This is a genomic window from Collinsella aerofaciens (assembly GCF_964243765.1).
Lineage (GTDB): Bacteria > Actinomycetota > Coriobacteriia > Coriobacteriales > Coriobacteriaceae > Collinsella > Collinsella aerofaciens_BU.
Genome location: NZ_CAXTGI010000002.1, coordinates 22,298 through 34,714 on the forward strand (window position 1 = coordinate 22,298; position 12,417 = coordinate 34,714).

The following is a 12,417-nucleotide window of genomic DNA, read 5'->3' on the forward strand; positions in this document are numbered from 1 at the left end:
TCCGTCCTCTACCTGCAATGTTGCTGTTCTCGGCACTTGGGGATTTTCCTTTTGCGCCGGCAGGTGGGGACGCTTCTTTGCTAGAAGATCCGGCGCAGGTCTCCGCGGTTGAGGGCTTCGTCGAAGAGGTGCTTGAATACCACGCTTCCGTGCAGGCCGTCGTGCTCGAACTCGTTGGTCACCCAGGCGTGCGAGTTGCCCACGCGGCTGAGCGTATCGAGCTGCAGGCCCGAATCGACGTACATGTCGTCGAAATACACCGCGGCCTGGAGCGGCACCTCGTTGCGGGCCAGGCGCTGCGGGTCGTAGATCTTGTCCCAGCTGGTGTCTTCCATCAGCAGGTCCATGGCGGGTTTAAACGGCTTAAGCTCGGGCATCTGCTCAAACATCCACGGGAACATGGCCTCGCCGGTAAACATGAGCGGGCGCGCGAGCGTGTCGAACTCGGCGCGATGGGCCTTCTCCTCTGCCGCGGCCCAGCGAATGGGCATGGTGTCGCCGTCGGCGTAGATGAACTCCTGAAGCGTCCAGTACAGCGGATTCGTGCGCGTGTTGGTGCGCTCGAAGGCGCGCATCAAAAAGCTATCGGATGCCGAGGCACCGCAACTCAGCGTACCGTCGCCGTCAACAAAAGCGTGATCGATAATCCAATGCATGCGCTCAAAGCTCGGCTTCATGCCAAAGTCGCTGCCCATAAGTTGCAGGCGCTCCACCGTCATTGGTGAGCCGTCGGGCAGCACGGGCTTCTGCTCCTCAAGCGCATCGGCAAGAGCCGCCACGCGCTCGACGTCGGCGGGGTAGCGGTCGTAATACTGCTGCGTCTTGGCGGCCATGCGCGGGAAGGTGTGCGCGTAGACCTCGCTGGCGCTCGCCGGGACGTGGGGGATGCCACCGCAGGTAAAGCTTGCCGCCACGCCCTCGGGGAAGAGCGACAGGTAGCTCAGCGTCAAAAAGCCGCCGTAGCTTTGGCCGAGCGTGACCCACGGCTTGCCGCCAAAGTCCACGAGGCGCAGGTACTCAAAATCGCGCACGATGGAGCTGGCGAGGTGACGCTTGAGAAAGTCCGCCTGCGAGCGTGCGGCATCGGAGCCGGCCGCCGTCGCGCGCTCGCCCAGAGCCGCGATCGTGCGCCCGTCTACACAGCTGCTGCGCCCGGTGCCGCGCTGGTCGGGCAGGACGACGCGGAAGTGCTTGACGGCCTCCTCGATCCAGCCATCGCTTGTGGGCGACAGCGGACGCGGGCTCTCGCCACCGGGGCCGCCCTGCAAAAACAGGAGCAGCGGCAGATCGTCGTTGATGCGGTCGGGCGCGCAAGCCACGCGGTAGAAGAGCTTGATGCTCTCGGGCGCGCCGGCGATGGGTGCCGGCATAGCGCCGCGGCGCATGGTACTGCCGACGGCCAACAGCATCGGCTCTAGGCCGCGCCAGTCAAGGGGGACGTCGATGCTGTGGTCTTCGACATAGAGGCCGGGGACGTGGTACGAAGTGATGAGGGCCATGCGGTACTTCCGTTCGTTGCGGTGTTTCGGTTTGACCAATTCTACCGCCGCGGGCGAGGCCATGCGCAAATCGGCTACCATGGTTGCAAACTTCTAGGAGAAAGGGCCGCCTATGTCGGTCGATATAGCCACGTATGTCCATGATCTTGCCGTTGCCGCCAAGGCAGCGTCGGCCTCGCTTGCCACGGCGAGCGACGAGCAGCGCCAGGAGGCCGTGTGCGCCATGGCCGCGGCGCTGCGCGATGGTGTCGACTCCATCGTCGCCGCCAACGAGCTCGATATGTCCGCCGCACGCGATGCGGGCACCTCAGCGGGGCTCCTCGACCGTCTGCTGTTGACGCCCGAGCGCGTCGAGGGCATGGCCGCCGGCCTGGAGAAGCTCGCTGAGCTGCCCGATCCTGTCGGCCGCGTGCTCGACCACCGCGTGCTTGCAAGCGGCGTGGACCTCACCCGCGTGAGCGTACCGCTGGGCCTGGTCGCCATGGTCTATGAGGCGCGCCCCAACGTGACGGCCGATGCCGCGGGCATCTGCATCCGCACCGGCAACGCCTGCATTCTGCGCGGCGGTTCGCTGGCTTATCACTCGTGCGCCATGATTTCCGAGTTGCTGGCCGATGCGCTTGAGGCCCAGGGTTTCCCGCGCGAGGCTATCTCGATGATCGAGTCCACCGACCGCGAGGCCACCGGCGAGCTCATGAAGCTCCGCGGCATCGTCGACGTGCTCATTCCGCGTGGCGGTGCGGGCCTGATTCAGCGCTGCGTGCGCGAGTCGCTTGTGCCGGTGATTGAGACGGGTACGGGCAACTGCCATATCTACGTGCACGAATCCGCCGACTTTGACAAAGCACTCAACATTATCGTCAATGCCAAGACCCAGCGCGTGGGCGTGTGCAATGCCGCCGAGTCGCTGCTGGTCGACCGTGCCGTTGCTGATCGCTTCTTGCCCGCAGTCGTTGCCGTGCTGCACGATCACGGCGTGCTGATTCACGGCGACGAGGCCACGTGCGCCGCATGCGCCGACGCTGGGCTTGCCGAGGGCGACGACTACGTGGCCGCGACCGAGGAGGATTGGGGCCGCGAGTACCTGGCGCTCGAGATGAGCGTGAAGGTCGTGGCGAACGAGGACGAGGCCATCGCGCATATCAACCGCTACGGCACCATGCACTCCGAGGCCATTGTTGCCGAGGACGAGGATGCCTGCGAGCGCTTCCTGGATGCGGTCGATGCCTCGGCCGTGTACGCCAACGCCAGCACGCGCTTCACTGACGGCGGCGAGTTTGGACTGGGTGCCGAGATCGGCATCTCGACCCAAAAGCTCCACGCCCGCGGCCCCTTTGCCGCCGAGGCCCTCACTACCTACAAATACAAGCTCCGCGGCACCGGCCAGGTCCGTCCCTAAACCTACCAAAAAGGGACAGGTTTATTTTGGCAGGTTTTATCTGCGGTTTTGTCGGGCGACACGTTCGCCCGGCTTTTTTCTCCGCATGCCTTTTCTGCCTTTCGACTTGGCCCGCGGCGATATACGATAGTGACACCGTGTCCTAGCACCGACTCACCTGGAGGTTCTGCCATGTCCCAGACGCTTTCCGCCGGAATCACCCGCGACCGCGCGTTTGAACTGCTCAACGAGCACAACAAGGACCCGTTCCACATCACGCACGGCGAGACCGTCGAGGGCACCATGCGCTACTTTGCGCGCGAGTTCGACCCCGAAAACGAAGAGTTTTGGGGCATTGTCGGTCTGCTGCATGACCTGGATTGGGAGGAGCATGAGGATGACCCCATGAACCACACCATCTATGCTGCCGAGATTCTCGAGGGTGAGGGTGCGACTCCCGAGCTTATCCGCGCCATCCAAACGCACACGTCGGACTTCAACTCTTCGCTGCCCAAGCCCGAGCTGCAGATGGAAAAGATCCTGTTTGCCTGCGATGAGCTCACCGGCCTGATCGGCGCCGCCGTCATCATGCGCCCGAGCAAGAGCGTCATGGACTTTACGACCAAGTCGCTCAAAAAGAAATTCAAGGACAAGCGCTTTGCCGCCGGCTGCTCGCGCGATGTAATTTCGCAGGGCGCCGAGATGCTGGGCTGGGAGCTTCCCGAGCTCTTCGACCGCACCATCGCAGCCATGCAGTCCTTCGCGCCCGATCGCGATACCTTCCAGGCCTAACCTGCCAAAAAGGGACAGGTTTATTTTGACATGTTTTATCTGTGGAAACGCCTCCGTTGTAGTTCTTAACTGCGGAGGCGTTTCCGTTTTCTTGTGACGCCTCGGGACTATTCAGTCGTTGCCGGCAGGTGACTATGCGGCATTCTTTATAATCCACGTTCCCAACCCGGTTAATAACTGAACCTGTTTGATCGTCAGCCCTTCTTTTCGAAGGGCCAGTATCGCTTCGTTGCGAAGTGCCTTGGAGACGGATTTGAGTTCTGTGGGCGCACATCCCGCGACGTTTTGCACGACTGCCGCACCAAATTCACTTAGATCTTCCTCTCGCACCTTTGCCGTTGCGCTCGGACGATAGGGCAGCGTGGGTACACTTTTCATGAACTTGAAATATGAGCGCGGCGTCGGAAAAAGTGCGTCGACAATGTCCCCGGTGACATGCGGCCGAGACCTTGCTCCCATTAGGTACTCACGATGGCTGCTCCATGGATAGTCGTCGTATGTCGCCAGTCCTGCTTTTTGAGGATTCAAATGAATATATCGAATTGCTTCGAGCAGATACTCCTCCGATCTAATCGGCGAATCCCAAAACCGCTCCTGAAACACGTGGCCGATATGCCCCGTCCGCGCATTGTACCTGCCCGCATACGATACGGCTACCGCGTGCATCGCGTCGCTCTTGCGGTCGTCCGGATCGTCGATGAGCAGATGAATGTGGTTTCCCATAAGGCACCAAGCGATAAGCTCGATATTGTGTTTGGGGAGGATCGCATCGAGGATCTGAAGCATGGCGATTCGGTCCTCAGCATCGTCAAACAGCAATTGCCCTCCGTTTCCACGCAACGTGACGTGGAAATAACCGGTTGGTGACTTTGAACGAGGTTTTCTCGGCATGGCCCCTCCTTTAGCTTAGATGGGCTGAAGATACCTCATTCGGAGGCTTCGGTTGTTGAGATTCACTTCACCGACTATAGCTGCTACCTGCCGAAATGTTATTGCGTTTTCAAATTGATGCTCTTTAATGGTAATTGAGCAAGACGGACACGCTTGTTGTGGATGCGGGCGTTGGTTACGTCGATCTGGACGGCCCTCGCTTGATTTCATCGCAAATAGGCTTCACGCATTTCCGCGGCGATAGAAAAATGGCCGGGCGCTCACAAACAAAATGGAGCACCCGGCCATTTACTGATTGTTTGTTGACGTTTGGCCAGATAAAACCTGCCAAAATAAACCTGTCCCTTTTTGGCAGGTTAGTTGAGGGCGGCTTGGGCTAGGCGGGCTTCGGCGTCCTCCTCGGTGACGCCCAAGGCCACGGCGAACTCCTCGATGGAGCGACGCTTGGCCTCCTTGAGTACGCGCATGTAGTAGGAGCTGGGCTTTTTATCAGCTTCCTCGGCCTGGCGAATGCGGTGCATCATGGTCTTTGCCACGCGGACCGTCTCGGGTGCGCCCAGCTTGAGCTGCTGCTTAAAGTGCGTCTCCTCAAGTGAGCTGTTGCGCTCGGTAAAGGTGTCGCACTCCAGCTCGTCGTAGTGGCTCAGCAGGTGCTCGGCATCTTGCTGCGAGATAGCGGCGTGCAAACGGTCGGCCTGCGCCACGGGGTACATGAGGATCGTCTGTGCATGTCCCTGCTTGGTCTCGAGCAGCAGCATGGGCTGCGGTGTGTCGTCCCTAAAACCGACGACGGTGCAGACTCCCTGGCCCGGATGAATGACGTGTTGACCGATTGAGAACATGCTACCTCCAACTTATACGAATTTACGTATGTCTAGAATAACACGCTGACGTGCGCAAACCCTGACTTTATGCAGGAAAAGCACACAACTCTGATAGGTAAGAGTATTCGATAACAGACGCAGCTCATTCACACCTTTATGCATTTTTAACGCCTGCATAATCTGCAGGCAGACCGGCATCTTTGAGTGACTCCATGCAAGCTGTAGTCATTTTTGTGCATATGCAATATCTATTAGCTTTACCCTGCGACAGTGCCCGTCGCTTGTGATAGAGTGCTACAAACTCTGGCTTTTGCCCTACGAGTGACCAAGAGCTCGGGGGCTTTAACACAAGGAGGATCTATGCCCGAGAAGATTGAAGAGCTGGTACGCGCTGCGCTTGCTGCGGCCCAGGAGGCCGGCGACCTTTCCGCATTTGAACTTGACGATTGCGCTATCGAGCGACCGGCTGACACTTCTCATGGCGAGTGGACCTCTACCATGGCCCTGAAGTCCGCCAAGCTGGCCCGCTGCGCCCCGCGCAAGATCGCCGAGGCCATCGTTGCCCATATGCCCGAGGACCCCGCGATCGAGAAGGTCGAGATCGCAGGCCCCGGCTTCATCAACTTCTACCTCTCCGTTGCCGTCAAGAATGCCATCTTTGGCGAGGCTCGCGAGAAGGGCATGGACTTCGCTAAGTCCAACGTCGGTGGTGGCCTGAAGACCCAGGTCGAGTTCGTTTCCGCCAACCCCGTTGGCCCCATGCACATTGGTCACGGCCGCTGGGCCGCTCTGGGCGACTCCCTTTGCCGCGTCATGGACCACGCCGGTTACGACATCCAGCGTGAGTTCTACATCAATGACCACGGCTCTCAGATGAACACCTTCGGCAACTCCATCAGCACGCGCTATATGCAGCTTGCCGACATCATCGCCAAGCAGGGCGTTGATATCGACGAGGCTCACAAGCTGCTGATCGCCGACCGTGACGCCTTTGTTGCCGACGAGAACGACGAGCACCCCGAGACCCATCCGTATCAGGACAACTTTGCCGAGACCTTGGGCAAGGACTCTTACGGCGGCGACTACATCATCGACGAGGCCGCCGAGTTCTGGCGCACCGACGGCGACAAGTGGGTCGACGCCGATCCGCAGGAGCGTATGGAGAGCTTCCGTGAGCGCGGCTACGTGAAGATGGTCGACAACATGCGCGACCTCTGCCACGCCGTCAACTGCGACTTTGACCGTTGGTACTCCGAGCGCTCGCTGTATGTGAAGGACACCGAGGGCGAGACCGCCGGCACCTCCGCCGTCGACCGCGCTTTTGAGAAGCTCGACAAGATGGGCTACCTCTACACCAAGGACGGCGCCCTGTGGTTCCGCTCCACCGATCTGGGCGACGACAAGGACCGCGTCCTGATCAAGTCCGACGGCGAGTACACCTACTTCGCCTCCGACGTCGCCTATCACTGGGATAAGTTCCAGCGCGTCGATCACGTCATCGACATCTGGGGCGCCGACCACCACGGTTACATCGAGCGCGTCCGCTGCGTCTGCGACGCTCTGGGTTACCCCGGCAAGTTCGAGGTTCTACTGGGCCAGCTCGTCAACCTGCTGCGTAACGGCAAGCCCGTCCGTATGTCCAAGCGCAAGGGCACCATGGTGACCCTGCAGGAGCTCGTCGACGAGGTCGGCTCCGATGCCGCTCGCTACACGCTCATCTCCAAGAGCTCCAACCAGATGGTCGACTTCGACATTGAGGCCGTTAAGAAGCGCGACAACTCCAACCCGGTCTATTACGTGCAGTACGCTCACGCTCGCGTCTGCTCCATCCTGCGCCGTGCCGCTGACGTAACGCCTGAGCAGGCCGGCGAGATGGGCATGAAGGCCGTTGCCGCCAAGGCCATCGGTGAGAACGTCGATTACTCGCTGCTGACCGACCCGACCGAGCTCGCCCTTTCGCGCAAGCTTAACGAGCTTACCGACCTGATCGCCAGCTGCGCTCGCGACCGCGCTCCGTTCCGTCTGACGCACTTTGCCGAGGAGCTCGCCGGTGACTTCCACAGCTTCTACGCTGCCTGCCAGGTGCTGCCGAGCGAGGGCCGTCCCGTCGGCCCCGAGCTTTCGCGTGCCCGTCTGGCCGCTTGCGATGCCGTCCGCGTGACGCTCGCCCTGGTGCTCACCCTCGTTGGCGTTTCCGCGCCCGAGCAGATGTAAGCTGCGGGTCATTTGACCGTGTAGGTTTGGTTTAACTGAGCCCTATAAGCCCGATCTCCTACGGAGGTCGGGCTTTTTTCGCAAACGCCGACGTATTGATGAATTTGGAACTGCTGGAAATACGAAACTATGCCGGTTTACTACGATGAATTGAGGAATTCCAACCACGCCGGCTTTTCGCTAAAAAGTGCAAGGCATCTACCTGCGGTTTTAGTTCAACCGGTTTCGGAGTAGTCGCGGTTGAGCGATTCATCGTAGTAAACCGCCATAGTTTTGGCGGAGGCAGTCAGATTTGTGGGTGGCAAACCTAAGAGTGTCCCTTTTGACTAGTCGTTTAAGAACGTCCCCAATGACTAAGTTGCAGGTGGCGGCGGTTGTGTTACACTAACGCTGCGTAGTTGACGCAATCATCTCGATACAGATCAATGATGTTCGTCGTTTTGAACGGAACTAGACTGTTTAGCCGCCCTGAAGGTTTATGCAGGGAGCATGTGATCACAGGGCTTGAAAAGAAAGTTGAGCAAACACTGTGTCTGATCAACAGCAAGAAAACGAAATAACGACGACGCAAGCCGCTCCCGCTGCACCGGTTGCGTCGGACCAGGTCGCGGCGCCCGCGCAAGCCTCGGCTCCTGAGACGCCTAAGGCTGCTTCGACGCCTACGCCTGCAGCGGCCGAGAAGGCCGTGTCTGCAACTGGTGAGGAGGCTGCTCCGGCAAAGCCCAAGCTCGCGCGCCGCACGGCCAAGCCTGCCGCTGACGGCGAGGAGGTCACCAAGCCCAAGCGCCGTACCACGCGCACGACGCGCGCCAAGCGCACCGTTGCAGCTGACTCCTCGGCGCCGATTTCCGATGAGGTCGCGCAGGCACGTGCGTTGGCGCAGATTAGCGAGGCTCAGGTGGTGCGCGCCCGCCGTCGTGCTGCCGAGCGCGAGGCCGCGGCTCTGACCGAGCTTGCAGCTCCGTCTGTGCCCGAGACGCCTGCCGCCATTGAGACCCCTGCCGCCGACCTGCCGACCGAGAAGCCGGCACCGCGCACACGCCGCCGCACGGCTGCTAAGGCCGAGCAAGTTGCGGAACAGGTAGCCCCCGAGCTCACTGAGGCTTCGGTCCGTTCCGCGGCAGGGGAGGGCACATTGCCTGTTGAGCCCGCTGCGCCTGTCGAGGCCAACGAAGTTCCCGTTGTCGATCCGGCTTTGCGCCCGCACCGTCGCGGTCGCAAGCCCAAGGCCTTTGTCGAGGCCGAGAAGGCCGCAGCCGCAGCCGCCGCCGCTCGGGATGCTGAGGTGACCGGCAAGTCCTCAACTGCTGCCGATGCACCCGTCCAGGATGCTGCGACTTCCGAGGCCGTTTCTGCCGATGCCGAGCCCGCCGACGTCCGTCCCGGTCGCAGCCGTCGTACTGCTGCTAAGCGCACGTCCAAGGCTAAGGCTGCCAAGAAGGGTGCGTCCGAGGATTCCGCCGAGACGACCGCCGATGCATCGACTGATGCCGTCGAGCCCCAGGACGTCGAACAGCCTGCATCCGAGAAGCCCAAGCGCGGTCGCAAGAAGTCCATTAAGGCCAAGGCCGCCGAGCAGCAGGCTGATGTCGAAGCGCAGGTTAATTCTGGCGCCGAGACCAATGACACCGCTGCGGCCAATGTTGGCACCGCCGCAACCGATGGTGCCGCCCCCGCCGAGGGCGAAGACGGCGCTCGCCCCAACCGTCGCCAGCACAAGCGCAACGAGGAGCGCAACGAGCGCAAGGACGAGCGCAACAACGACCGCCGCAACCGCCAGCGCGATCGCAAACAGCGCAACAAGGAGCGTAATGCCGCTCCCACCGAGCCCACGCTTTCGCGCGAGGAGCTCGCTGCCATGAAGGTCGCTGAGCTGCGCGAGAAGGCCAAGGAGTTCGAGATCGAGACGACCGGCAAGAAGAAGGCCGAGCTCGTCGAGGAGATCTACGTCACCGCCGCGAAGGCCGAGGGCTTCCGCGACATCAAGGGCATTCTGCAGATTCGCCCGGACAGCTCCGGCATCATCCACGCCCATGGCTACATGAAGTCCAACGACGACGCCTTCGTGCCCGCCTACCTCATCCGCTCCGCGCGCCTGCGCACGGGCGACGTCATCGAGGGCTCGCTGCGTCCTTCGCGCGGCGGCGACAAGCGCGCCGGCCTCGCCAAAATCACGACCGTCAACGGTCTGGACCCCGAGCAGATTCGCAACCGCCCCAAGTTCGGCGACCTCACCCCGGTCTATCCCAATGAGCCGCTGCGCATGGAGCACGGCAAGGATTCCATCACCGGTCGCGCCATCGACATCGTGTCACCGATCGGCAAGGGCCAGCGCGGCCTGATCGTGTCCCCGCCCAAGGCCGGCAAGACTACGATCCTCAAGAAGATCTGCCAGTCCATCTCGATTAACAACCCCGAGGTGCACCTCATCTGCCTGCTCGTCGACGAGCGCCCCGAAGAGGTCACCGATATGCAGCGTTCCATCAAGGGTGAGGTTGTGGCGTCGACCTTCGATATGCCTGCCGACAACCACACTCGCGTGGCAGAGCTCGTCATCGAGCGCGCCAAGCGCATCGTAGAGCTGGGTGGCGACGTCGTGGTGGTGCTCGACTCCATCACGCGCCTCGCCCGCGCCTACAACTTGGCGGCGCCCGCCTCGGGCCGCATCCTTTCGGGCGGCGTCGATTCGGCGGCCCTATATCCGCCCAAGCGCTTCCTGGGTGCAGCCCGCAATATCGAGAACGGTGGCTCGCTTACCATCCTGGCCTCTGCCCTCATCGACACCGGTTCCAAGATGGACGAGGTCATCTTTGAGGAGTTCAAGGGCACCGGCAACATGGAGCTTAAGCTCGACCGCGACCTGGCCGACCGCCGCATCTTCCCGGCTATCGACCCCGTTGCCTCCGGTACGCGTAACGAGGACCTGTTGGTCGACGAGCAGATGCGTCCGTTTGTCTTTGGCCTGCGTCGCATTCTTGCCGGCATGAACAACACCGAGCGCGCAGCCGCATCGTTTATCAAGGGTCTTAAGGGCACCAACACCAACCAGGAGTTCCTGGTGCGTTCGGCCAAAAAACACAGCGACTACGAGCAGACGTTCTAGGTTGTCATCCGCGCGCAGCGATAGTCATCAATGCGATAAAGGGTCGGGGCTTTGAGCCTCGGCCCTTTTCCATAGCGCCGCTCCACGCTTATTTTTGACTGTAAGACTGACGAACAGCAGGTTTCCCGTTTCAATCCGACATCGTCGCTTGCAATCGGCAGGGCGGTTTCGCATAATAGCTTTTAAGCTTCGCGACGGAAAACGCAGATGAAACGAACCATATACCGTTGCTTTGGGGCATAGCCCCGCTTCATCTTCTCTCGCGCAGCCAACTGAATGATGCGATTTGGGTGCTGGAAGATGGGGAGAGCTCATGGCTTCTTCTGATGCAACACAACGAGCAGTCCTTGCCGGACTTTCGTGCGGGATCGGCCTTGCCGCTCCCGTGGTTATGTATGCCGCGACGCTGCCGTTTTCGTCGGTGAACGAGACGGTCGTGGCGGGTGCAGTTCCCTTCGCCGTGGGCGCGGTGGCGGGCGTGGGTATCTATGCCGCCTCGCTGGGTATCTCCGAGTATCGTGCGCAGCGTGAAGAGCGTCTGTTCCAGCCCGATGCCATGGGCGGTGCCGCCAATCTCAATCAGCATCAAAGCGAGTTCAAGACCGCCTCGATTCCAGCTCAGCAGCAGGATGCGATTCCGTACGCTGCGGCTTCTGCTTCTCAGGCTCAGTCGGAGCAGTCTACCTCGGCATTCCTTTCCGGCCTGACTGGTGCGTTCCAGCGCCGTCATGCCGATGATGGTGTCCCTACCATCGCTCGAGCCGCAGATGCTATGGACGAGGCCGAGGCTTGGTCCATGATCGACAGCATGCTCGACGACGATTCGCCGGTTAGCTGCGACCCTGCACGCTCGCGCGACGTCTATCAAGTCGCCATCGACGAGCTCACCAACGGCGGGCAGACCGGCTCCTTCAATCGCGATGATATCGCCGCCGCGGCACGCGCCGTGTCGGGCTCCCAGGCCGCCCCTGCGGGCAGCACGGCGGCTTTCGTGGCACTCGTTGCCAACGCGGCAGCCAATAACGCCTACAGCGCTACCTCGGCGGACGCGAACGTTTCTGCCGATAATTCGTACGTTGATGAAGCCATGACCGCGGACGAGGAGGCCGTTGCCGCCCGCCGTGCCGCCGAAAGCTCGCTTTGGGGCGCTCCTGCCCAGCAGCAGGCGGCTGAGGCTGCGCCGTACAACGCAAACCTCGCCAGCATGCCTATCATTTCCGGTGCCGCGGACATCGATCTCGATGACCTCGATGAGCCTGCAGCCATCACCGCATCGATTGATGCCCAAGATCGCATCGACACCGGCGACCTTCCGGACGCCTCGCTCGAGGTTGATGTCCCCATGGCCGATTACTCGGGCCACGAGGACATGTGGGCCGCCGCCACCGCGATTCTGGATGAGATTGACGAGCCTGCTCCTGTTGCAGCCCCCGCTCCCGTCGCTGCCCCTCAGCCTGCTGCCCCCGCCTATGTCGGCCGTCACAGCGCTGTGTTCCCCGAGGATACTGCCCGTATCTCGCGCGAGAGCATCGAGCGGGCCGAGGCTATTGCCGCCGGCATTATGGAAAACCGTCGTCACGAGCGCGTCAATCAGATCCTCGAGGAAGAGATCGAGCGCCTGCAGTCCTCTACCGCCAAGCGTACGGGCCGTGCCTATCTGAGCGTTATCGAGGGCGGTACCGCCAGCTTCGCGCCGCTCCGCGCGGAGGCATAACT

General features: G+C 61.3%; 8 protein-coding genes. 5 read left to right on the forward strand and 3 right to left on the reverse strand.

Annotated elements, in window-relative coordinates; genetic code table 11:
* Positions 1–80 precede the first annotated feature (80 nt).
* Positions 81–1,499: an alpha/beta fold hydrolase gene (locus ACESSC_RS01620; RefSeq protein ID WP_373160973.1), complete on the reverse strand. Its 1,419-nt coding sequence runs from the start codon at positions 1,497–1,499 to the stop codon at positions 81–83.
* Positions 1,500–1,611: 112 nt separating this feature from the next.
* Here ACESSC_RS01620 and ACESSC_RS01625 point away from each other — a divergent pair, with 112 nt between their 5' ends.
* Both ACESSC_RS01625 and ACESSC_RS01630 read left to right on the forward strand, forming a co-directional pair.
* Complete coding sequence (locus ACESSC_RS01625) at positions 1,612–2,898, forward strand: glutamate-5-semialdehyde dehydrogenase (RefSeq protein ID WP_373160974.1); 1,287 nt, start codon at positions 1,612–1,614, stop codon at positions 2,896–2,898.
* A 171-nt stretch (positions 2,899–3,069) separates the two neighbouring features.
* Complete coding sequence (locus ACESSC_RS01630) at positions 3,070–3,669, forward strand: HD domain-containing protein (RefSeq protein WP_373160975.1); 600 nt, start codon at positions 3,070–3,072, stop codon at positions 3,667–3,669.
* Positions 3,670–3,801: 132 nt separating this feature from the next.
* Here the strand turns inward: ACESSC_RS01630 and ACESSC_RS01635 are convergent, their stop codons facing one another.
* On the reverse strand, positions 3,802–4,560 hold the full coding sequence (locus ACESSC_RS01635) for a transposase (protein ID WP_373160976.1): 759 nt from the start codon (positions 4,558–4,560) through the stop codon (positions 3,802–3,804).
* Positions 4,561–4,916: 356 nt separating this feature from the next.
* Positions 4,917–5,402, reverse strand: coding sequence for a CarD family transcriptional regulator (locus ACESSC_RS01640; protein WP_022094807.1), 486 nt, complete (start codon positions 5,400–5,402; stop codon positions 4,917–4,919).
* 342 nt (positions 5,403–5,744) lie between these two features.
* On the opposite strand from ACESSC_RS01640, the gene argS reads away from it, so the two are divergent.
* The 3 genes from argS to ACESSC_RS01655 all read left to right on the forward strand — a co-directional run bounded on the left by argS (position 5,745) and on the right by ACESSC_RS01655 (position 12,415).
* Positions 5,745–7,598, forward strand: a complete 1,854-nt coding sequence (argS, locus tag ACESSC_RS01645; RefSeq protein ID WP_373160977.1) for an arginine--tRNA ligase — start codon at positions 5,745–5,747, stop codon at positions 7,596–7,598.
* A gap of 529 nt (positions 7,599–8,127) precedes the next feature.
* Positions 8,128–10,701, forward strand: a complete 2,574-nt coding sequence (rho, locus tag ACESSC_RS01650; protein WP_373160978.1) for a transcription termination factor Rho — start codon at positions 8,128–8,130, stop codon at positions 10,699–10,701.
* Positions 10,702–11,014: 313 nt separating this feature from the next.
* Positions 11,015–12,415, forward strand: a complete 1,401-nt coding sequence (locus ACESSC_RS01655) for a hypothetical protein (RefSeq protein ID WP_118256618.1) — start codon at positions 11,015–11,017, stop codon at positions 12,413–12,415.
* Positions 12,416–12,417: the final 2 nt, after the last annotated feature.

Coding starts and splice junctions, on each gene's coding strand:
- ACESSC_RS01620 (WP_373160973.1), bottom strand. CDS start 1,499: ATGGCCCTCATCACTTCGTACCACGTCCCCGGCCTCTATGTCGAAGAC.
- argS (WP_373160977.1), top strand. CDS start 5,745: ATGCCCGAGAAGATTGAAGAGCTGGTACGCGCTGCGCTTGCTGCGGCC.
- ACESSC_RS01635 (WP_373160976.1), bottom strand. CDS start 4,560: ATGCCGAGAAAACCTCGTTCAAAGTCACCAACCGGTTATTTCCACGTC.
- ACESSC_RS01630 (WP_373160975.1), top strand. CDS start 3,070: ATGTCCCAGACGCTTTCCGCCGGAATCACCCGCGACCGCGCGTTTGAA.
- ACESSC_RS01640 (WP_022094807.1), bottom strand. CDS start 5,402: ATGTTCTCAATCGGTCAACACGTCATTCATCCGGGCCAGGGAGTCTGC.
- ACESSC_RS01655 (WP_118256618.1), top strand. CDS start 11,015: ATGGCTTCTTCTGATGCAACACAACGAGCAGTCCTTGCCGGACTTTCG.
- ACESSC_RS01625 (WP_373160974.1), top strand. CDS start 1,612: ATGTCGGTCGATATAGCCACGTATGTCCATGATCTTGCCGTTGCCGCC.